The 22883-nt window shown below is 41.8% G+C and carries 23 protein-coding genes; 6 read left to right on the top strand and 17 right to left on the bottom strand.

The genetic code is table 11. The features are described from left to right. Positions 1-58: 58 nt before the first annotated feature. The 8 genes from DX933_RS14350 to DX933_RS14315 form a co-directional block, all read right to left on the bottom strand. Positions 59-700, bottom strand: a complete 642-nt coding sequence (locus DX933_RS14350) for a TetR/AcrR family transcriptional regulator (protein WP_123317120.1) — start codon at positions 698-700, stop codon at positions 59-61. Then, a complete protein-coding gene (gene meaB, locus DX933_RS14345; RefSeq protein WP_123317119.1) occupies positions 687-1640 on the bottom strand; it encodes a methylmalonyl Co-A mutase-associated GTPase MeaB in 954 nt (317 codons plus the stop codon). Before meaB ends, DX933_RS14350 begins: the two co-directional genes overlap by 14 nt. Positions 1641-1894: 254 nt before the next feature. Beyond that, the gene (locus tag DX933_RS14340; RefSeq protein ID WP_123317118.1) at positions 1895-3037 is read right to left on the bottom strand and encodes an acyl-CoA dehydrogenase; all 1143 of its coding nucleotides are present in this window, start codon (positions 3035-3037) and stop codon (positions 1895-1897) included. 138 nt (positions 3038-3175) lie between these two features. Continuing rightward, complete coding sequence (locus tag DX933_RS14335) at positions 3176-4309, bottom strand: acyl-CoA dehydrogenase (RefSeq protein ID WP_123317117.1); 1134 nt, start codon at positions 4307-4309, stop codon at positions 3176-3178. Between the two features lie 90 nt (positions 4310-4399). Continuing rightward, positions 4400-5254 carry a 3-hydroxybutyryl-CoA dehydrogenase gene (locus tag DX933_RS14330; protein WP_123317116.1) on the bottom strand — a complete coding sequence of 285 codons (855 nt, stop codon included), beginning with the start codon at positions 5252-5254 and terminating at the stop codon, positions 4400-4402. Between the two features lie 48 nt (positions 5255-5302). Continuing rightward, positions 5303-6490: an acetyl-CoA C-acetyltransferase gene (locus DX933_RS14325; RefSeq protein WP_123317115.1), complete on the bottom strand. Its 1188-nt coding sequence runs from the start codon at positions 6488-6490 to the stop codon at positions 5303-5305. Between the two features lie 232 nt (positions 6491-6722). After that, a complete protein-coding gene (locus DX933_RS14320) occupies positions 6723-8828 on the bottom strand; it encodes a (Fe-S)-binding protein (protein ID WP_123317114.1) in 2106 nt (701 codons plus the stop codon). 210 nt (positions 8829-9038) lie between these two features. Beyond that, positions 9039-9464, bottom strand: a complete 426-nt coding sequence (locus tag DX933_RS14315) for a DUF1934 domain-containing protein (RefSeq protein ID WP_123317113.1) — start codon at positions 9462-9464, stop codon at positions 9039-9041. Between the two features lie 566 nt (positions 9465-10030). Here DX933_RS14315 and DX933_RS14310 point away from each other — a divergent pair. Continuing rightward, a complete protein-coding gene (locus tag DX933_RS14310; RefSeq protein WP_123317112.1) occupies positions 10031-12046 on the top strand; it encodes a transglycosylase domain-containing protein in 2016 nt (671 codons plus the stop codon). Positions 12047-12399: 353 nt separating this feature from the next. On the opposite strand, the gene DX933_RS14305 is transcribed toward DX933_RS14310, so the two are convergent. The 3 genes from DX933_RS14305 to DX933_RS14295 all read right to left on the bottom strand — a co-directional run bounded on the left by DX933_RS14305 (position 12400) and on the right by DX933_RS14295 (position 14933). Continuing rightward, positions 12400-12912, bottom strand: coding sequence for a YwhD family protein (locus DX933_RS14305; RefSeq protein ID WP_123317111.1), 513 nt, complete (start codon positions 12910-12912; stop codon positions 12400-12402). Positions 12913-13120: 208 nt separating this feature from the next. Next, the gene (locus DX933_RS14300) at positions 13121-13633 is read right to left on the bottom strand and encodes a YwgA family protein (RefSeq protein WP_123317110.1); all 513 of its coding nucleotides are present in this window, start codon (positions 13631-13633) and stop codon (positions 13121-13123) included. Further along, positions 13623-14933: an HD domain-containing protein gene (locus tag DX933_RS14295; RefSeq protein ID WP_123317109.1), complete on the bottom strand. Its 1311-nt coding sequence runs from the start codon at positions 14931-14933 to the stop codon at positions 13623-13625. The genes DX933_RS14300 and DX933_RS14295 overlap by 11 nt, the downstream gene beginning before the upstream one ends. A 185-nt stretch (positions 14934-15118) precedes the next feature. Between DX933_RS14295 and DX933_RS14290 the strand changes: the two genes are divergently transcribed. After that, positions 15119-15976, top strand: coding sequence for a lipoate--protein ligase family protein (locus tag DX933_RS14290; RefSeq protein ID WP_123317108.1), 858 nt, complete (start codon positions 15119-15121; stop codon positions 15974-15976). 131 nt (positions 15977-16107) lie between these two features. On the opposite strand, the gene pta is transcribed toward DX933_RS14290, so the two are convergent. Continuing rightward, on the bottom strand, positions 16108-17079 hold the full coding sequence (pta, locus tag DX933_RS14285; protein WP_123317107.1) for a phosphate acetyltransferase: 972 nt from the start codon (positions 17077-17079) through the stop codon (positions 16108-16110). 268 nt (positions 17080-17347) lie between these two features. Here pta and hemQ point away from each other — a divergent pair, with 268 nt between their 5' ends. From hemQ to DX933_RS14265, 4 genes are all read left to right on the top strand, one after another. Further along, positions 17348-18097, top strand: coding sequence for a hydrogen peroxide-dependent heme synthase (gene hemQ / locus DX933_RS14280; protein ID WP_123317106.1), 750 nt, complete (start codon positions 17348-17350; stop codon positions 18095-18097). Between the two features lie 134 nt (positions 18098-18231). Beyond that, positions 18232-18654, top strand: coding sequence for a cell wall hydrolase (locus DX933_RS14275; protein WP_123317105.1), 423 nt, complete (start codon positions 18232-18234; stop codon positions 18652-18654). Positions 18655-18686: 32 nt separating this feature from the next. Further along, complete coding sequence (gene gerQ, locus DX933_RS14270) at positions 18687-19127, top strand: spore coat protein GerQ (RefSeq protein ID WP_123317104.1); 441 nt, start codon at positions 18687-18689, stop codon at positions 19125-19127. Between the two features lie 123 nt (positions 19128-19250). Continuing rightward, entirely contained in the window at positions 19251-19502 is a 252-nt protein-coding gene (locus DX933_RS14265; protein WP_123317103.1) for a hypothetical protein, read from the top strand. Here DX933_RS14265 and DX933_RS14260 read toward each other — a convergent pair. The 5 genes from DX933_RS14260 to DX933_RS14245 all read right to left on the bottom strand — a co-directional run bounded on the left by DX933_RS14260 (position 19497) and on the right by DX933_RS14245 (position 22879). Beyond that, positions 19497-19865 carry a DUF423 domain-containing protein gene (locus DX933_RS14260; protein ID WP_123317102.1) on the bottom strand — a complete coding sequence of 123 codons (369 nt, stop codon included), beginning with the start codon at positions 19863-19865 and terminating at the stop codon, positions 19497-19499. The genes DX933_RS14265 and DX933_RS14260 overlap by 6 nt on opposite strands. Positions 19866-19896: 31 nt before the next feature. Next, on the bottom strand, positions 19897-20199 hold the full coding sequence (locus DX933_RS14255) for a DUF5327 family protein (protein ID WP_123317101.1): 303 nt from the start codon (positions 20197-20199) through the stop codon (positions 19897-19899). 539 nt (positions 20200-20738) lie between these two features. Beyond that, on the bottom strand, positions 20739-20993 hold the full coding sequence (locus DX933_RS14250) for a GlsB/YeaQ/YmgE family stress response membrane protein (RefSeq protein WP_123317100.1): 255 nt from the start codon (positions 20991-20993) through the stop codon (positions 20739-20741). A gap of 30 nt (positions 20994-21023) precedes the next feature. Next, positions 21024-21155 carry a hypothetical protein gene (locus DX933_RS18750; protein ID WP_263363198.1) on the bottom strand — a complete coding sequence of 44 codons (132 nt, stop codon included), beginning with the start codon at positions 21153-21155 and terminating at the stop codon, positions 21024-21026. 146 nt (positions 21156-21301) lie between these two features. Then, positions 21302-22879: an FMN-binding glutamate synthase family protein gene (locus DX933_RS14245; protein ID WP_123317099.1), complete on the bottom strand. Its 1578-nt coding sequence runs from the start codon at positions 22877-22879 to the stop codon at positions 21302-21304. Positions 22880-22883 lie beyond the last annotated feature (4 nt).

Genomic DNA, 22883 nt, shown 5'->3' with positions numbered 1-22883 from the left:
TCCTTCCTCCCTTTGTTTTATCACAATAGCCCCATCTTCTATAACAGATTTCCCCTTGTTAATCTGCCATTCGTTCTTCCCAGCTGCCCGACATATTCAGTCCATGAACAATGAAATAAATTTGTCGGTCGATATACTCGTCTAATGTAAATTGCTTCTGAAGCATCCACCTGCGGAAGCCCCACATTTGTCCTTGAATGATAATGTTATTCGCTAACAACTCACTATCCCGTTTAGACAGTTGGACAGGAAGGCAAGCCACAATGACCCGTTCGAGCATACCAACCATATCCCGTTCTTTCTCCAGGACATATTCCTTCGTTTCTTTTTTAAGTGATTTCACTTCCTGATACATGATGAGGACTTCATCCTGCATCTCATCCATGAGCATGAAATAATTACGAATGACATCGATAAAGCTATCCATACTTTTTTGTTGCGGATTGATTTTCGCTTCGAGACGGTCTCGTACTTGTTCATAAATCGAATCACATACGAGAAAGAGCACATCCTCTTTTGTCCGTATATATTCGTATAAGGTACCAATACTAAATCCTGATTCTTTGGCAATCTCTCTTGTCGTCGTCCGATGGAAGCCTTTTTCTTTAAACAGTGTAATCGCACCCCGAATCATCTGATTGCGACGTTTCTCCACGAGTTCACGATCCTTGATTGAAGAAACTACTTCATTTTCCTCCATCCTGTGGGCACCTCCCTTCCTGTTTCCATTTTTCAAACCAGTCTTTTGCCAGCTGATATGGATCTTGACCAGCCCGAATTGGACGGGATTCTTCATTTGCTTCTACAAACTGTTTAACCTCACGCCATATTTCTTCACGAATCAATTCATAAACTTCAAGCTGCTGTTGGTCATCCCGTCTCGACTTCCCTTCCTTCGTTTCATAAAGGAAGTTATGGTGAGCCAGTATTTCCTGCCAAAGCTTATCAATGCCTTTATTTTCAGTCGATATGGTTTTGACGATGGCACGCTCACGATCTTTATCTGCTGTCATCATCACTAATTCCCGTAATAAAGCACGTAATTTCCCAACACCGTGTAAATCCGCCTTGTTGATCACAAATAAATCAGCTATTTCCATGATTCCTGCTTTAAAAATCTGGAGCACATCACCACTATTTGGTGTAAGAACAACTGCTGTCGTATCTACTATTTTCATAATGTCGAGCTCGGACTGTCCAACACCAACTGTTTCAACGATAATGACATCAAAACCAAATGCATCACAGATTCGCACGGCATCCTTTGTTGCTCTGGCAAGCCCGCCAAGACTGCCTCTTGTCGCCATGCTGCGAATATAAACCCCATCATCAGTAAAATGCTCGTTCATACGTACCCTATCTCCCAATAAGGCACCACCACTAAACGGGCTTGTTGGATCGACTGCAATCACTGCGACTGTCTTACCGGTTGCACGTATTTCAGCTATGAGCCGATTCACAAGTGAACTTTTTCCGGCGCCTGGTGATCCCGTGAGTCCAACATAGATGGCATGCTTCTGCATGGAAAACACAGCATGAAGCAGCTCCAGTTTTTCCGGATGGTCATTTTCCACCATCGTAATTGCCCGGGCCAATGCACGGATATCCTTTTGTTTCAATCGTTCAACCAACGCATGCATTTACGTACATCCTTTCCCATGTCCCTCATGGACTGTCCACCACACGATGCCAAACTGGCGGAAGCGGTATCGTTTTTGATTCCCTGCGTCCGCCAACTCTTTATCACAGATTAACTGGCTGTAAGTCCCCACTTCAAGCATTTTAGTTGATAACAAGAATCGTAAGTGGGGGATCAACAGCCAGTAAAGGCCTGATTGGTTCAACTAACAATCTGTGGGGAAGTGCGAAAAACCCCACTGATTGAAGTTTCACGTTACGATTTCGTCAGCATACGGCCAATCACCAGGCGCTGAATTTCATTCGTTCCTTCATAAATTTGGGTAATCTTTGCATCACGCATATAACGCTCCACCGGATAGTCCTTTGTATAGCCATAGCCGCCAAATACTTGGACGGCTTCCACGGTTATTCGCATGGCTGCATCTCCTGCAAATAACTTCGACATGGCTGAAGCTTTACCGTATGGTAGCCCTTTAGATTCAAGCCATGCTGCTTGATAGGTTAATAGTCTTGCCGCTTCAATTTCTGTTGCCATATCTGCCAGCTTAAAGGAAATACCTTGATTATGTGCAATCGGTTTGCCAAACTGTTCGCGATCTTTTGCATATGCAACCGATGCATCAAGCGCACCTTGGGCAATACCTAGTGCCTGGGCAGCAATACCGTTACGCCCACCATCCAATGTTGTCATTGCAATTTTAAAGCCTTCTCCTTCTGCACCAAGCATGTTTTCCTTTGGTATACGACAATTCTCAAAAATTAATTCTGTTGTTGGACTGGAGCGAATACCCAGCTTCTTCTCTTTTTTACCGAAGCTGAAGCCTTCTGTTCCTTTTTCAACGATAAATGCACTAATTCCACGATGTTTGGCATCTGCATCTGTTTTAGCAAATACGATATAAATATCCGCTACACCACCATTGGTAATCCACACTTTATTACCGTTGAGGATATAGTCATCTCCATCCTCCTTGGCAGTCATTTTCATGGAAACTACATCGCTTCCAGCACCAGGCTCGGATAAGGCATATGCACCTAATGCTTCACCAGTTGCGAGTCGATAGAGAAAGTTTTTCTTTTGGGCCTCATTTCCATATGTAAAAATCGGCCAACTTGCCAAGGATAAATGCGCCGACAGAGTTACACCTGTTGATGCACATACACGAGACAGTTCTTCCACAGCAATTACATAGCTCACATAGTCGGAACCTATTCCGCCATATTCCTCAGGCCAAGGAATTCCTGTGAGACCGAGCTCAGCCATTTTATCAAATAATTCCCGGTCAAATCGTTCTTCTTCGTCACGCTCCGCGGCAGTCGGTTCAACTTCTTTCTTCGCGAAGTCACGAACCATTTTCCGCAGCATTTCTTGTTCATCAGTCAATTGAAAATCCATATGTGTCTCCCCCTTGTATAGGATGTTAAAGGTTTGTTTGGTTATCCATCTTATGAAATGGTTAGTTGGTTTAGATATTCGTTCTATCCTCTTACCTAGTTCTCATTTTGAAGTAATCAAAATGGCATCGCTTCCATTTTACAGGTTTTTTGCAATCACAATCCGTTGAATCTCATTTGATCCTTCGTAAATTTCCGTTACTTTGGCATCACGGAAATAACGTTCAGCTGGATAATCCTCTGTGTAGCCGTAGCCGCCAAAAATTTGAACTGTCTCGATTGCTGTTCGCATCGCTGTTTTTGAGGCATACATTTTGGCCATGGAAACCTCCTTCGCACAGGATGCGCCTTGTTCTACCAAAGCTGCAGCCTGGTAGGTAAGTAGTTTTGCTGCCTCTACCTCTGTTGCCATATCTGCAAGTTTAAAAGATATGCCTTGGTTCGCAGCAATCGACTTACCAAACTGTTTGCGTTCCTTTGCATATGCTATGGCATGTTCGAGTGCTCCTTCACCAATCCCTAGTGCTTGTGCCGCAATGCCGATTCTGCCAACATTTAAGATAGCCATCGCTATTTTAAAGCCTTCTCCCTGCGTACCGAGCAGCTGTAACTTCGATATCCTACACTGGTCAAAGGTTAATTCTACTGTGTTGGAACCACGCAACCCCATTTTCTTTTCCTTTTTTCCAATGATTAATCCCGGGGAATCTTTCTCCACAATAAACGCACTGATGCCTTTGGAGCCTGGAGCTTCTCCTGTACGTGCAAAAGTGATATATGTATCTGCCTCACCGCCATTGGTAATAAACACTTTAGAACCCTGCAATATATAATGGTCGCCGTCTTGCTTTGCTGTGGTTTTTAGACTGGATGCATCCGATCCAGCACTTGGTTCGGTTAGGGCAAAAGCGCCTACATATTCACCAGCTGCAAGTTTCGGGAGATAGTGCTGTTTCTGTTCGTCGGTACCAAACATTAGAATTGGGTTGGTTCCTACCGAAGTATGCACGGATAAAATTACACCAAGTGTAGCACTTACTTTAGATAATTCATGGATCGCAATGATATAAGATATATAGTCCATACCACTTCCGCCATAGGATTCTGGAATGGGTATTCCCATCAAACCGAGTTCACCCATGCGGTCGATGAGTTCCCTTGGAAAACGATCCTCTTTTTCCATTTGCTCCACTGCTGGTGCCACTTCCTTTTGGGCAAAATCACGGACCATTTTACGCATCATTTCTTGTTCATCTGTGAACTGCATTTGCATGCCAAGCACCCCTTTTCTGTTTGTCATGATGCCTACACAATCTATTTCGCATCGTTCCAACCTAAGTATTGTTGTTTTTTATCACACTTATTAAGCTTCATATTGGAAGAAGCCGCGACCTGATTTTTTACCAAGCCAGCCTGCCTTTACATATTGCCGGAGCAATGGGCATGGGCGATATTTGCTATCACCAAAGCCTTCATGGAGAACCTCCATAATATATAAACAAGTATCCAGTCCAATAAAATCTGCTAAGGTCAACGGCCCCATAGGGTGGTTCATTCCAAGCTTCATCACCGTATCAATATCCTCTGGAGAAGCTACCCCCTCAAATACTGTATAAATTGCCTCATTAATCATCGGCATCAATACGCGATTTGATACAAAGCCGGGAAAATCTTTTACTTCTACTGGTGTCTTAGCTAGTTCTGTTGTCATCTGTTGAATTGTCTCAAATGTTTCATCACTTGTTTGCAGTCCACGAATCATTTCCACCAGTTTCATGACTGGAACTGGATTCATAAAATGCATACCGATTACTTTATCCGGACGATTCGTTGCCGCGGCAATCTCCGTAATTGGCAGTGCAGATGTATTCGAAGCCAAGATGGTATGTGCTGGTGCAATTTCGTCTAATGCACGAAATACCTTCGTTTTTACTTCCATATTTTCGACAATTGCTTCGATAACCAAATCGACATCCTTTGCATCTTCTAAAGTGGTAGAGCGAGATAGCCTGCTAAGCGCTGCCTGTTTTTCTTCGTCAGTCATTCTTCCTTTATCCACATTTCTTGTCATGAGTTTCTCCATCATCTGAATCCCTTTGTCAATGGCAGCTTCCTTCATATCATGCAAATACACTTCAAACCCTGATTGAACACAAACCTGGGCAATGCCTGCTCCCATTTGCCCAGCGCCAATGACCATTACCTTTTTGATTCCCATGTTGCTTTCCTCCCCATACATGAACAGGGGGACAATGCCCCCTACTCCTTATTGTTTTGGAACTTCAATTAACACGGCATCCCCTTGACCGCCACCGCTACAAATCGCAGCAATACCAAGTCCGCCACCCCGACGCTTAAGCTCATGGATTAACGTCAGAATAATTCTCGCTCCGCTAGCACCTATTGGATGTCCAAGCGCAACTGCTCCACCATTTACATTGACTTTATCCGGGTCAATTCCCGCAATTTTACCGCTAGCTAACGATACAGCTGCAAAAGCTTCATTGATTTCAAAAAGATCGATTTCTTCTGTTTGATGACCTGTTTTTTCCAACAGTTTATTAATGACCAATCCTGGTGTTTGCGGGAAGTCCTTGGCCTCAACAGCAACCTCTGCATGTCCATGGATGACTGCCATTGGTTGTTTCCCAAGTGCTGCTGCCTTCTCTTCAGCCATCACAACAAAAGCACAGGCACCATCATTTATCCCAGGAGCATTTCCTGCGGTAATCGTTCCGTTCGGATCAAATGCCGGGCGTAGTTTTGCTAAACGTTCCAGGCTCGTATCCTTACGGGGTGCTTCATCTGTATCAACAACAAGCGGATCACCTTTCCGCTGAGGTACCTCCACTGCAACAATTTCTTCGGCGAATTTACCTGTTTCAATTGCAGCAACCGCACGCTGATGGCTACGATAAGACCACTCATCCTGCTCTTCCCGTGACAATTCAAATTCCTCCGCAGTGGAGTTACCGTAATTCCCCATATGAACACCTGTAAAGGAACAGGTTAAGCCATCATGAATCATCATATCCTTGACAGACTTATCCCCCATACGATTTCCCCATCTTGCATCTGGCAGAAAATATGGCGCATTGCTCATGCTTTCCATCCCACCAGCAACAATGACATCCTCATCTCCCAACCGAATCAATTGGTCTGCTAAGGTTACACTACGTAAACCAGAAGCACATACTTTATTAATGGTTTCTGTTTTTACATTCCAAGCCAAGCCTGCTTCACGGGCTGCCTGACGAGATGGAATTTGTCCTTGACCTCCTTGAAGAACGGTCCCCATTATGACCTCATCCACCTCTGCTCCCTCTACGTTAGCACGTTTCAGAGCCTCCTTGATTGCGATTCCACCCAGCTGTGATGCTGTTAAGGTGCGTAAAGATCCACCAAACTTTCCAAATGGAGTTCTTGCACCTGCTACAATTACGGTCTTTCTCATCTTACATCCCTCTTTCATTCCTGTTTTTATTTCATTGGTATGATTTCAAGCATACTACTTCCCATCACATTGGTAGCGCTTTCTTTTCTCGATGACTTCATAAGTGTTCCTTCCAAAGATGACGTACAAGCTGGCAATACACATGATTGCACTCTTACCGCGATTGAACGCTCGCTCAATTTCAGAAGAAAAGATAGGGGCACAATGGCCCTCTATCATTCTACCATAACTTTTATGCGGTTTTAACTGTTTCCTCAACAAAAACAGATAGTGCTAGAATTTCTGCAACGTCCATGGTGCTAATATCCTCTTCTACTTCCTTTGCCTTGGTTCCATCGCTTAGCATTGTTAAGCAATAAGGACATGCACTGGAAATCATAGTCGGTTCTACTGCAAGTGCCTGTTCTGTCCTTGCAACATTCACCCGGTTCCCCGTCGTTTCTTCCGTCCACATTAAGCCACCACCGGCACCGCAGCACATGCCATTTTCTTTGGAACGGTCCATCTCTACCAGCTCCAAGCCCGGAATGGCGCGAAGGATTTCACGTGGTGGGTCATAAACCCCATTATAACGGCCCAAATAACAAGAATCATGATAGGTTAATTTTTCACGGATTTGCCGCTGCGGCTTCAGTTTGCCATGCATCACCAAATCATAAAGCATCTGGGTATGATGATATACTTCTGCCTCAAAACCAAAATCAGGATATTCATTTTTAAAGATATTATATGCATGTGGATCAATTGTAACAATTTTCTTCACATCATGCTTGGTAAATTCTTTGATGTTTTTCTCAGCAATTTCTTGAAATAAGAATTCATTTCCAATTCTTCTTGCTGTATCGCCTGAGTTTGCTTCTTTATTACCTAGAATGGCAAAGCTCACTCCTGCTTGGTTCATTAGCTTTGCAAATGCAAGGGCAATTTTTTGACTGCGACTATCATATGCACCCATGGAACTAACCCAGAATAAGTATTCAAAGTCTTTTTCTTCTTTCTTCAGTTCTTTCACGGTTGGAATATAAATGGATTCATCCAGTTCACGCCATTTAATACGGTCCTTCTTCGATAGGCCCCATGGATTTCCTTGACGTTCAATATTCATTACAGCTCGTTGAATATCGCCATCCATTTTCCCTTCCGTCATGACGAGATATCTTCTTAAATCAATAATTTTATCGACATGCTCATTCATTACTGGACACGCTTCCTCACAATTTCGGCAAGTGGTACAAGCGTTTAATTCCTCTTCCGTAATGACATCCCCAATCAGACTTCTGCTCTCAATCGCAGCAACTGCTGATTCATCGCCTTTTGCAGCCAGGTTAGCCGGCGTATTGGAAAACGAATAGGAAGGGACCCACGCTGTCTTGCCTGTAACTGCTGCGCCCGTATCTGTCAAGTGGTCGCGAATTTTAATCATTAAATCCATTGGGGAGAGCATTTTCCCAGTTGTTGAAGCAGGACACACATCTGTGCAACGTCCACATTCCACACAAGCATAGAAATCAATCATTTGTACTTGTTCGAAATCCTCTACCTTTCCAACACCAAAGGAGATATCCTCTTCTTCACTTTCTTCATCTATATCAAAATCCAGTTTTTTTAATTTACCTGGTACACGCTTACTAAAAAATACGTTGATTGGTGCAGCAATTAAATGCGCATGCTTAGATTGTGGTACATATACGAGGAAGCTGAGCAATGTCACTGTATGTACCCACCAAGCCAAATAAAACAATACCATTGCTGCTTGTGGCGATAACCAGCCAAAGGCCAAAGCTATGACACTAGCGATTGGTTCCGTCCATGCTGTACCCGTTTCATGCCAGATTTGTGCCATCCCATTTCCAGCCAAAACAGATAACATCAATGTGCCAATAAATACAAGTACCAGCCCTGCTTTAAAGCCACGCTTCAAACGAACAAGCTTCTCGACATAACGACGGTAGAACGCCCATATAACCGCAACCAAAATGGTCATCGTTACAATTTCTTGGAAAAAGGTAAACCCGGGATAAAGCACTCCAAACGGCAAATGCTTACCAGGTGCCAAGCCCTTGATAAACATGTCAATGGCACCAAACTGTACCAGAATGAAACCATAAAACATCATGACATGAATGGTGCCTGATTTTTTATCCTTTAAGAGCTTTGATTGGCCAAATACAATGGTAATAATCTTTTTTACCTGTTTCTTTAAATCAAAATCAAAGTCTGATTTTTTACCTAGTCTAATATAAGCGACCCGCGTTGCAACAACTCTGGCAAATAAATAAATTCCATATATGGTGACAGCAATAAATGCCAGTAAATTGATCCATTCAAACGTATTCATGACCCGCTCCCCCTTTTTATAATAAGCATAACCCAAAATGATAGCGATTGCATTTTTCTAAAAAATAAAAAACAAGCGAACAATCTATCTCTACTGTATATTATGAATGAACATTCAGTCAACACCCTTTTAAAAAAATGCTGCCAGAAAAAAAGCGAAAACCAATCTGGACATGGCCTAACTTGTCTTCGCTTGCTTGAAGTACTTTTTTTAATGTGACGGCTCGAAACGCAAGATTAACTTATGCTCGCGATTTTCCTGACCATTCAGCTGTACGGTATAAGTCATTTGCAATAACCCTTGGTGCTTATCCGGAGCAGGTTGTTCATAATCAATTGTATGTGTAAATGTTTCCATATGGATATTGCCATGTGGATGCTGAAAAATATTTTCTGTTTTACGCTTCAATTGAAACTGCTGATTCATCACAACAATACCAGATCGTTTGATGGATACACGTTCAGGCTGTATGGTAATTAAATTTTTGATTACTTCGTTTTCTATTTTCTCTTCAAAAGTCAGAACGGTTCGATTGCCTTTCTGAAAACAACGTCCTATTTCCCGGACCGTATGGTATTCCATCTGTCCTTCATCATCAATGATTGTTTGTAATTCTATCTCTACCTGTTGATCCATGATTTCACTCCCGCCAGTCCTACATACATATGTCAATTATATCGGTTTGAAACGATAGATAGCAATACATTTTTTATACAATTTGTTTTCATTTCTCTTATTGATTATCACAGATTAACTGGCTGTAAGCGAGGGAGGGACAATGCTATTTCTAATCAATCAGAAAGCGACTTTTAATAAGTAGAATACCCCGCTTAGGGAATATACTTCGCATGCACCACTACGGATACAAGCGCGACATCTGTTCAGTCATCGCTTCGCCTGACTTCACAGTGTCTCCTTAGACGTGGGAGAGCAAAGGTTTGAGGTCAACAGGATGTTGGTCATGAAGGTGCCTGAGACAAGTGTTTTCGGTGGGGTGAGCGCAAGCGCAGTCCCAATAGTTTTTCGATGAGGTGAGCTTTTGTGCAGCACGATGTTTAATTCAGATGCTTGATCACCATAATGTAAGTAATAGACTGCTGTTTATCCATACACTTGTCGTCATGATGAAGGGAAATAAAGCCCGATATTTTTAATACATCTGTTTGCATGATGGAAGCAGATCATACCTGGGAGTTTTAGACATGCATACATTTTTTCGAAAAATAGGTCCATTATATATCTTTGCGGGCTGCATCTCGTTGCTGGCATTGGCTTTTTCACTTGTGCACCTTGCAGCATTTCTTATGCCTGCCCCTGATTTACATACGGTACAGACAACCATTTATTTAAATGATAAAGACAAAGTAATTGGTGAAGAAAAAGGGGTCGAAAGTCGCTATTGGGTCCCACTCGAAGATATATCACCAGCACTTATTGAAGCCACACTTTTAACAGAAGACAAGCGCTTTTACGAGCATCATGGGCTAGACTATCGGCGAATTCTTGCTGCCATTTCAGAGGATATTAAAAGCCTATCCTTAAAAGAGGGAGCAAGTACATTAACACAACAATATGCACGTAATTTATTTCTCACACCGGAGAAAAAATTCAGCCGCAAGCTAAAGGAAGCCTTTTATGCCCTACGATTGGAAAAGCATTATTCCAAGGACGAAATATTGGAAGGTTATTTAAACACCATTTATTACGGTCATGGTGCATACGGGATTGAAGCAGCCAGTAAATATTATTTTAATCAATCTGCTGCAGAGCTTTCTGTCGCTGAAGCAGCTATGCTTGCTGGTATACCAAAAGGGCCTGCCTATTATTCCCCATTCAATGATGCCGATCGAGCTACGAAACGACAGCAGCATATTTTGAAAAATATGCGAAAGGAAGGCTTCCTTACAGATGAAGCATTTACAACTGCTTCACAAGAAAAGCTAGCATATGCAAATCCAATTCCAGTCGATGTGAAGCGACCTTATGGTTATTTTCTCGATGCTGCCTTAAAGGAAGCCGCCTCCATTTTGGAAATGGATACGGAAACCGTACGTTCAAGCGGTTTTCATATTTATACGACCATCGTTGAAGAAACGCAGCATGAATTGATGAAGCAGGTCCATCAAATCATCCCAGCTGACAGCGATGTACAAACTGGTGCCATGGTTATGCAACCAAAAACGGGTGCCATCACTGCCATGCTTGGTGGACGGGATTATATGGCGAGTCCTTTTAACCGGGCAGTTGCAGCGAAACGAATGCCAGGCTCCGCATTTAAGCCTTTTTTATATTATGCAGCACTTGAAAATGGCTATAATGCACGAACGATGCTGGAAAGTAAACCGACTGTTTTTCAATTGCCAAACGATGAAACATACAATCCGGGTAATTTCAATGGTTATTACGCATACAAACCAATCACACTTGCACAAGCGCTCGCTCTGTCTGACAATATCTATGCGGTAAAGACCAATTTATTTCTCGGTCCGGAAACATTGGTCGATACTGCCAAAACGTTTGGCTTTTCCGGGCAGCTACCTGCTGTGCCTTCCTTGGCATTAGGAACAGCTGCTGTATCTGTTCAGGAGATGGTTTCAGGCTATAGCATGCTTGCAAGTGGTGGAATACAAACAGTGCCACATACGATTGTAAAAATCGTCGATAGTAATGGGAAAAGCCTCTACGAACGAAAACCAATACAAAAACAGTTGCTTGATCCCAAAAAGGCATTCATTTTAACCGATTTGATGACTGGAATGTTTGATCATGAGCTTGACGGCTATATGGCTGTGACAGGTTCCCTCATTTCAGATCAGCTCACACATACGTACGCTGGTAAATCCGGCTCTACCCCAACAGACAGCTGGATGCTCGGTTTTAGCCCGCGTGCGGTTACAGGGATCTGGGTTGGCTATGATGACAATCGAAAAATAGAAAAAGTGAAGGAAACGACGTATGCGAAGCAAATTTGGGCCAATCTGATGGAAGGTATTCATGCTAATAAGCAAGCAGCACCTTTCATACCGCCTCCAGGAGTCATTGGAATACCAATTGATCCCGAAACCGGACTGCGGGCAACTCCGGGTTGTCCAACAAGTCGCATCATGTATTTCGAAGCAGGACAGGAACCAACTGAAATGTGTATCACACATGCCAATCATATGCCAGAGGAGCAAAAAGGCGTATTGGAAAAATGGTTTGAAGTCTTTTTTAGATAAACACGCCACAAAACCATTTAATTCGCCAAAATAAAAAAAAGAAGCCGACTAGCCAGCGGTGTCCATCCGCTGCCACAGTCGGCATCTTTTTTGTCCTAGTAACACAGGATAAAGCCCATGTACTAATAGTTTACAAATTTACACGAATAAGTACAATACCCCTGCACCATTATTCATGATTCGTTCACAATTTGTTCAATTTTATCACAGGTTAACAGCCAGTAAGGGCCTGATTGGTTCAACTAACAATCAGTGGGGAAAGTGCAAAAACCCCCACTGATTGAAGTTTCACTATATATCTGACCTGACAAAGCTATCGTTCTTGAATGTACAACACGGCAGCTGGCAATTGCTTAAGCTAAAGCTTGTTTTAATTCATCTGTGGAATTTTCCCAATATGCCGCATCGAACTCCTTGAGGAAATCCCCGAGTAACTTTTTCGATTTATCATCCATATGGTCTACAATAATATGGCCTTTTAATGATTTTTCCATATGGGTTACATGTTCTGCCATCGACTTATAGGCCCGCTTAATTGGGCGGTCCACTCGAATTTCGCTTGCCGCAACACCACTGTAAAAAGGACCATGGTCGTTACGTTCCATGTTCACCCATACGATCCAATATAGCTTGCCATTTGGTACTTCATCCTTATTCGGAAGAAATTTAACCCGACGTTCTACCTCACTACGGGCATGCATTGCCCCCATATCGATATACGCCTTATCTTCATTCGGATCGACAATAACGGGTGACATGTTTTCCAGGCTGATAGCACCTACCCCATATCCACCATGTCCATCATTCGGATCGTCCTTTATAATGGTAAATGCATTGCTCTTCTTTTTAGGCTGATTCGAATCCATGCATGATTCCTCCTTACAATTCATTCTTCAGACCGTACGTTTATATTCCCTTTACCTCTACACAGTCTTCATGATTGCCACCATTGTAGCATAGCTCAGAATAGACTGCATGCTTTCGAATTGCTTCGTTATATTGGATTAGCGATAAAGGTATTATTCTGTCAAGTGATTAGATGGTTCAACATTTCCTCATACTTAGATGCAATTGTTAGTGTGTACCTTTTGCTTTGGTCATCATTTGATCGATAAATGTCCAAGCCTCCTGAACCTCATCCTGTGTATAGTTTTGTTTTGGCTTCACTACTTGCACCTTTTCTTCCACTTCGTTTTTTGGCAAATCACGAAAGTATAGCATCGTTGCAGCCAGTTCTAGAAAGCGCGCACTTTTCCCTTTCAAAATCGTGAATAAATCCGGCAACTGCGGCATGTCAACCGCAAACTGTTCAAGGAAATTTAAGCCTTCTGCTGTCACACGATATTCATATTGAATGAAATTACTTTTATCCTCTTTTGTCTCAAGCAAAAATCCAAGATTACATAATTCCTCCATCCGAAGGGAGAGTTCCTCAGAGTATGGTCCATAAAAATGAAATTGATATTTTTCCTCAAATGGTAGACCACATACCTGCAAAATATAAATCATTTTTTGCAGTTTTTTACGGCCGGTAATTTCCTTTGCTTCTGCAAAAAAGCGCATTAAATTGGCATGATTAGTCAGCATAATCTATCTCTCCCTGCCTGCTCAATATTTCCATAATTTCTGTTGCTGCTGCTCCTTTTTCCTCCAGAAAATCCAGTGGAAAATAAAGCTTATGATCAGTACGTTTTTTCCCGGAGATTGCATCTACAATGTCTGAATGTCGGGAAAGCTCCTTCAGCTCATGTGTCGGCATGAGTAAATGAATGGGCAGTCGCTCCTCTTCCTCTCCAGGACGATAAAAATCATATGGTAAATCTGAAGATGAATCAACGACTAAATAGTAGTTCGGATCAATTCCGACTTCCTGAAATAACACTTGTAGGCGCATGAGTTCCTGCAGCTGTACATTTGGATTAAAGTCAACATATTTAAATAGTCGGCGATTAATGAATCGTTCACAAAGGTCACTTAAAATGGCATCCTCTTCATCCTGCCATTGCTGGAAATAATAATAAACAATCGTTTCATCCAATCGAATGTATTCCTTTAGTGAAACCTTCCCCTTGAAGAAGGAAAGGAAATGTGTTGGATCCAGCTTAAACGTATAATTATTTTCATATAAATATTTGGCGCGATGCAGTATTTTAGTCAAGATAACTTCCGCACTTCTTGTTACAGGATGGAAGTATACCTGCCAATACATTTGATAGCGACTCATAATATAATCCTCAACTGCGTGCATGCCGCTTGATTTAATGACGACCTGATCCTCCATCGGACGCATGACACGCAGAATTCGCTCCATATCAAAATGGCCATAGCTTACTCCTGTATAATAGGCATCCCGCTGCAGGTAATCCATCCGATCCGCATCTATCTGACTGGAGATTAGGCTAACGACAAGCTTGTCCGCATAGGTTTTGCCGATGACATCTGCTACATCCTTGGCAAAGCCTGGTCGAACACGTTCCAAAATTCGATGCACATATGTATCCCCGGTAATAATTGCTTGGGTAAAATACTCATGATCCAGTTTAAATACCTTTTCAAATGAATGCGAAAACGGTCCATGTCCAAGATCATGCAACAGCGCAGCACATAGGCATAGCAAGCGCTCATCATCATTCCAATGTGGCAGCCCACGAAAGTTATACAGGATTCGGCGGACAATTTCATACACGCCTAAGGAATGATTAAATCGGCTGTGCTCTGCTCCGTGAAAAGTAATATTTGTCGTTCCCAATTGAGACACCCTGCGTAATCGTTGAAACTCTGGAGTCGCGATTAAATCCCAAATGACACGATCACGTACATGAACATAACGATGGACAGGGTCCTTGAACACTTTTTCCTCATGTAATTGCTCATCTTTATATGCCAAACTCCCCACCCATTTCTAATTTCCGTCTTTGATATAGTATATTATATAGGAGAATGCCACAGGAAAAAAGGGGCAGCTATACGTTAGATTTCTTATTATTTTTTGAAAATAATTATGAAAGCAGCACAAGCATGCAATGAATCAGCTATTCAACAGCTACTTTTTATCTTATAAGGAGAATTTTTATGAAAAATTGGCAGGACATCATTACACATCCCACTTTTCGCTTTATGGACCATTCAAATGAACAACAAATTGCTGACAAAGCCAATACAGCTATATCATCCTTTGCGATTGATGATGCCATTACAACAGCTGTTAGTGATGGCAATTCCCTACCGACAGTTCGTTTATGGGTGCACCCGAACACAATTGTACTTGGAATCCCAGACGGTAGACTGCCATATCTTGAACAAGGTGTACAAATGCTTGCACAACAGAACTACCATGTCATCATTCGTAACTCTGGCGGCTTAGCGGTTGCACTAGATAAAGGTGTCTTAAACATTTCGCTGATCCTACCAGATGTGAAGCATATTTCTATTCATGATTGCTATGAAGCAATGGTACGATTTGTTCAATTCATGTTAGCTGATGTAACAGATGCAATTGAGGCATACGAAATTGTTGGTTCCTATTGCCCTGGTGATTATGATTTAAGTATTGGCGGGAGAAAATTTGCAGGCATTTCCCAGCGACGAGTGAAACAAGGCGCAGCAATTCAAATTTATTTAGATGTGGAAGGCAATGCACAACAGCGTGCAATCCGCGTAAAGGAATTTTATGATATTGCCTGGAATCAAGCAGAAACGAAATTTGAATATCCTACCGTCATTCCAGCAAAAATGGCATCGCTCAGCGAATTACTCGGCATGACACTTACTGTTGAAGATATGAAGCTACGGGCAGCGACAGCTCTAAAACAACTCAGTAACGATGTGATATTTACGAAGGATTTATCTAGTGATGAGTTAGCTGTATTTGAAAAACGATATGAACAAATGCGGAAGAGAAATGAAAAGATTGCGAAACTACAGCAATAAGTGAATCTGTTCATAGACCTATCGTCTTGTTGACGCACCTGATTATGAAAAGGCAGGTTGGCTCCTATCGTTCAAATGCCAACCTGCCTTTCGTATGTCATTACTTTATCACCGATTAACTGGCTTTCACCTTATTTTGCCTGTGCGGCAGTAATCAATGCCAATTTATAGACATCATCTGTTTGACAGCCACGGGACAAATCATTAACCGGCTTATGAAGCCCTTGTAAGATTGGCCCAATCGCTTCGAAGCCACCAAGACGTTGTGCAATTTTATAACCAATATTACCTGCTTCAAGACTTGGGAATACAAATACATTAGCATCCCCTTGCAGGATAGCATCTGGCGCTTTCTTAGCAGCGACACTTGGAACAAATGCTGCATCAAATTGAAACTCGCCATCAATCGTTAAGGCAGGATCCTTGTCTTTTGCCAGTTGCAGTGCTTCCACTACACGTTCTGTTTCCGGTGATACAGCAGATCCCTTCGTTGAAAAACTAAGCAGAGCGACGCTTGGATCAATATCAAATAATTTAGCTGTTTGCGCACTTGCGACAGCAATTTCCGCAAGATCTTCACTACTTGGCGCAATATTAATGGCACAATCACCGAAAATATACTTCTCTTCATCCCGCACCATAATAAAGACACCTGATGTTTTTTTAATACCTGGTTTTGTTTTAATAATTTGCAATGCAGGTCGAACCGTATCTGCAGTTGAATTAACTGCTCCACTTACAAGTCCATCTGCCTGATTCATATATACAAGCATCGTTCCAAAATAGGTTGGATCCAGTAAAATGGCTCGTGCTTGCTCCTCTGTCGCCTTGCCATTGCGACGCTCTACGAAAGCCTCCACCAAGACATCAAATTCTGGATATTGTTCTGGATCGATAATTTTACAGGAACCAATATCAATTTGCAGCTCCTTCGCACGGCCGCGAACGGTCTGCACATTCCCGATTAAGATGGGCTCCAAAACCCCTGCAGCCCCCAACTGGCTTGCTGCTGTTAATATCCTGTCATCCAAAGCTTCTGGAAACACGATGGATTTTCCAGTGCCTTTTATTTTACGTTCAAGATGTTGAAATAAATTATCCAATTCAATTACCTCCAAATCTTTTTAGGTTGACTATACATGTCACTATAACCATCATAATCCTTTTTTCGTGAATATTCTCTTGTCACAGCCGATAACTTTGACAATCTGTTGACAATATTTTAGGTGTTTTCAACCGAAAAACAGGGAAAACCCCATCACCTTCCATATTATCGGTATATAGTTGCATTTTTATAGCTACTGAATACTATTCCCCACTTATGATATAGTAAAAACATGTCCGAATATTATTAAGAAGGAGAGATCACATATGGTTGAAGCAGTAGAAACAATGGATGGCTGGTATTCTTTGCATGATTTGCGCACCATGGATTGGGCTTCCTGGAAGCAGGTATCACAGGAGGAACGAGCGCAAGCTGTAAAAGAATTCGAAGCACTCCTATCCGAATGGGAGCAAGTCGAAGATGATAAACTGGGAAGCCAGGTTATGTATCAAGTGGTGGGACAAAAAGCAGATTTAATGTTTATGTTCCTTCGTCCCACCATGGAAGAGTTAACTGATTTAGAAACAGCTTTTAATAAAACGCGTTTAGCTGACTTCCTTATTCCAGCCTATTCGTATGTATCAGTTGTTGAACTTTCCAAATATCGACCTCAAAAAGATGGCGTTGACCCGGAAACATTACCTGAAACACAGGAACGTCTGAAGCCAATTCTGCCAAAATGGAACCATATGTCCTTTTACCCAATGGATAGACGACGCGAAGGCGATGATAACTGGTATACCTTGGAAAAAGGAGTAAGAGGAAAGCTTCTATATGAACATAGTAAAACTGGACGAAAATATGCGGGTAAGGTGAAACAGGTCATTACTGGTTCTATCGGCTTTGATGACTGGGAATGGGGCGTAACTTTATTTGCTCATGACGTCCTGCAATTGAAAAAAATTGTCTATGAAATGCGCTATGATGAAGTAAGTGCAAGATATGGCGAATTTGGTGCATTTTTCGTTGGTAATTACTTAGCAAAAGAGCATCTTACTGACTACTTAAGCGTATAATTTGTACTTCTTTTATCCGAGTGAACAAAGGATCTTCCATATGGGAGGTCCTTTTTTTATAGGCATACCATTCCTTTCCGTTACATACATATTAATAGCGGACATGATCAAACAAAAGTGAGGTGTTTGTTTAGATGGCAGTAATCCCTACCACACAAAAAGGCACTGAATTGCTTGCCAGGCTTATGCGTGCTGAAGCAGAGGGGGAAGGCAATCTTGGCATGCTGATGGTAGGAAATGTCGGTGTAAACCGAGTGAAATCAAATTGCCTTGATTTTAAGCAGATTCGTTCCATCGATGATATGGTGTTTCAGAATCCAGGCGGTTTTGAAGCCACCCAAAAAGGATACTTCTATCAGCGAGCAAGAGATAACGAAATCAGGCTTGCCGAACGGGTTTTACGAGGTGAAAGATTCCATCCAGCAACAAATGCATTATGGTTTTTTATGCCAGCAGCGGAATGCCCGCCGCAATGGTTCGATCAATGGAATAGTGGCCGTTTTAAATCGCACTGCTTCTACATCCCTACTGAAAGTGATTGTCCCCTTGTTTATTAACGTTTGACACACATCATGAAGGAGGTTTTACGATGAGTAAACAACAGGAGCAATTCGGACCACAAGCAGGTGCCTATCCAACCTATCCTTACTATTATCCAGCAGCCACGCCAGCATATTATCCTGCACCATATTACCGACAATTCAATCCCCAACAACAGCAAAATCAATCCAATCCATCGTCTGGGTCAGAAATGCTTCCAATGGAACAGTCTTATATTGAAAATATTTTACGGTTAAATCGCGGAAAGCCTGCCCATGTTTATATGACTTTTGAAGGGCAGCAGCAAAAGGTCTTTACAGGTACCATTGAGGGCGCCGGGAGAGATCATATTATTTTACAAGAAACAAAAACAGGAAAGTGGCTATTGCTGTTGATGATTTACTTAGATTATGTGACCTTCGACGAACAAATTAATTATACGTACACCAGCCCGTTCGCTGGCCAGCTCTCTACTACCCAGACAAGATAATCATTTCCCGAACCATTAACCCATCATCAGATGATACACAAAAACAAGGATGGATGCATAAGCGTTTCTACACAGCTTGAGCAACTCCATCCTTGTTCATTTCAATTGATAAGTGGTGATTCCATGAAGCATCCATTTGAAAAATTAATCCGCGGTGAATTAGCTGCCATCATCTTAGCAATCCTGGTTAGTCTTTTTGCCCTTTTAAAAGGATATGCCTTACTGTTCCTCTTCACCTTATATCTGCTCGTTTTCAGTCTTGTTTGTGATAGCATGCTGGCCACTTATGCTAAACAAAGCGCTCATGCTGCCAAACAACTGACACGCGCCGTTCTGCTTTTTATCATAGCAACCTGTTTGCTTTTACGATTATAAATGCTTCACCACAGCATAGCCAAGTAATACCCAACCAACAAGGAAAGCAACTCCACCAAACGGCGTAATCATCGCAAGCAGCTTGGTCCCTGTAGTCGAGTAGAGGTACAGACTGCCAGAAAATAATAAAATCCCCACAAAAAACATCCAGCCTGCCCAAACTGCACTCGTTTGTTGAATTTTTGCTAATAATAATCCTGTTACTAGCAATGCTGTCGTATGGAACATTTGATAATGCACCGCTTTTTCCCAAATGGCCAATGACTTTTCGGAAAGCTTCCCTTCTAAACCATGTGCTCCAAACGCCCCCAATGCCACTGCCAAAAATCCATTGATAATCCCAAGTATTAAAAATATCTTCATGCTGATTACGACCTCCAAACATATCATCTAATTAAAAATCAAAAATGGAATCTCCATTTACATCATCATCGTCATCCAACAGGCTTTGCTTTTTAGAGCTTGATGAAGCAGTTTGATTCCCCTCACCAAGCATGGCTTTCATTTCTGCTTCAGAAATCCCTGATGCAGAAGCTGATGGGGATGTATTTTCAGGCTCCTCTTCCAGCAGCAGTTCACTTAATAAATGCACACGCTCAATATGACGGCGCCAATTACCACCTGATTTTTGCTGTGCACTCGCCCGTTCAAGCTCCCGCTGCATCTTTTTTAATAACCGCTCATTCGCAACTCCCACGTCCATCACCTCTATCATTCTTTATTTGCTTTATCCAGTATACCATTTTTCAGGCATATCACCGCAAGAGAAGAATGAACAGCAAATGAAATTTCATAAACAAGTTTAACTGATATCATTTTGCGAAAAATGCGATGTCACGTAACTTAAAGACAGTTTATCTTACTCCAATTTGGAAAATTTGCGATGTCACGTAACTTAAAGACGGTTTATCTTACTCCAATTTGGAAAAATCACGATGTCGCGTAACTTAAATACAGTTTAACTTACTCCAATTTGGAAAATTTGCGATGTCACGTAACTTAAAGACGGTTTATCTTACTCCAATTTGGAAAATTTGCGATGTCACGTAACTTAAAGACGGTTTATCTTACTCCAATTTGGAAAATTTGCGATGTCACGTAACTTAAATACAGTTTAACTTAGTTTAACTTACTCCAATTCACAAAAAAATGAATGTCACATACTTTAAATCGCATGTCCCATGTGAATGTGCAATAAAAAAGTACCGGATCGACAATCGTCCAGTACCTTTCATATTATCGTTGTATGTTTGCTCTTTTTCCTAATAATGCAATGATTAAAGCGACGATGAATGCACCGAGTGCTGCTGGTAGTACATAGTAGCCGCCAATTTTTGGGCCAAGCTGGCGAATAAGTACGTCTCCCATCCAAGCACCGAGTAAGCCCGCTATGATTGCACCGGGCAGCCCTCCTGGAACCTTGAAGCGAAATATGGCTGCAATTACAGCTCCGACGACAAGTGCAACAATCAAATATAACAGAAACAGCATACTGTTATTTCCTCCTTCCATCAAGCTCCGTTAATGGCTTTGTTCCTTGGATTCTTTTACGTGACTGTGAAATAGCCACTGCAAAAAGGCGACCTCTTTTTCAAGTAATTTTCTCCCTAGTTTACGTTCTACTGTAACTTGAAGGTGTTTATAGCTTTTCAATGCGCGGCTTCCCCCTGACCGTTCACACTTTTTCTTTCATTGTAACGATTATTCTACACGATTTCAATGAATATTTCAAAAACTTGGAAAGCATGCAATAAATGTATGTTAGTCTGAGTCCAGTTTACAAATACGTTTCATGGACATTACATCGTAGATTCCAAATCCGGAACTGTATCCCTTAGCGCGTGAAAATAATCTTTATACACAATATGTTCTCGTGTAAACTTAGTAGGAGAATCGATTCCGGCAACAGCAGCCATGTCAAATATCCCCCCGCGAAGCGCCACCAAATAATTGCAAACACGATATTTTTTCTCTTCAATGCTTAATCCCTTTTGCAGCTTCGGATCGGTTGTCGTCACACCAGCAGGGCAAGTATTCGTATGGCAGGTTTGTGCCATAATACAACCGACACTCATCATAAATCCTCTTGCGATATTAATTAAATCAGCACCTAGAGCCAAGGCCATCACAATACGGTCTGGGGTCAACAGTTTCCCAGAAGCAATAATCTTTGTCCGGTTGCGTAAATTATATTTTTTTAACATGTCATCGACCATTGGTAATGCAGCAAAGGTCGGTAAGCCAACCGAGTTTGCCAGCTCATAATACGTTGCCCCTGTCCCGCCTTCTCCACCATCGACTGTAATAAAATCCGGGACAATGTCGAGTGCTTGCATCGTTTGTGCCACTTTTTCAAACTGTTTTTCACTACCGACAACTATTTTGATTCCAACTGGCTTGCCACCAACCTCACGCATTTTTTCAACAAATTGAAGCATGCCGGTTGTATCGGTAAACTCCTGAAAACGATTGGGACTATTAATGGTTTTCCATGGTTCAATTTTACGAATTTCAGCAATTTCTTCCGTTACCTTATTCGCTTCAACATGTCCACCTCGTTGTTTTGCTCCTTGCGCGATTTTTAATTCAAAAGCCTTCACTTGCTCCATGTCACTTTTTTCTTTAAATAACTCCCAAGAAAACGCACCATCTGCTGTACGAACACCAAATAAACCTGAACTTATCTGCATGATTAAATCCACATTTCCCTTTAAATGATAAGGAGAAATACTACCTTCTCCCGTATTCATCCAAGTTCCACCGGCCATACCAAGCCCTTTGGATAGGGCTGTAATCGCATGATCTCCGAGCGCACCAAAGCTCATTGCAGACTGACCAATCAACCCCTTGATGACAAATGGATTCGCTACCGTGTCCTTTCCGAGAACGATTGCCTCATCATCTGTTAAATAATAAGGTTTGATTTGATTCGATTCCCGATGCTCTTTTCGACTGAATAATTTTTCATTGTCAATTTGATACAGCTGCGTATCAATAAGCGGTGTTTGCGCAACCTTCATTTCTGTATCCTGTTTAGGAAACATATCATTGACGATATAATAATTCGCTTTTTCAAAATCCCGATCTGATCCATAACCAATCATGCGACTATTGTACTTTGCTGCTATGTACACAAACTGAAATTCACGTCGATTGAACGGTTTTCCTTCATTATCGTTTTCAAACAAATATTGTCGTAATTCTGGCCCTGCTTTTTCAAGAATATAGCGTACTTTTCCCAATACCGGGTAATTTCGTAAAATGGAATGCTGCTGTTGATTCACATCTTTGAAATAGATTCTGAGTAAAAAATAAATCGGTACAATCAAAATGGCAACTAATAAAATGATAATAATAACCATTAACCAAGTTGTCATCAAA

The sequence above is a fragment of the Ornithinibacillus gellani genome, from assembly GCF_003730295.1.
In the GTDB taxonomy this organism is placed as follows: domain Bacteria; phylum Bacillota; class Bacilli; order Bacillales; family Amphibacillaceae; genus Ornithinibacillus_A; species Ornithinibacillus_A gellani.
Note: the sequence above shows the minus strand (reverse complement) of the source record. Positions and strands in the feature narration are given on the sequence as shown.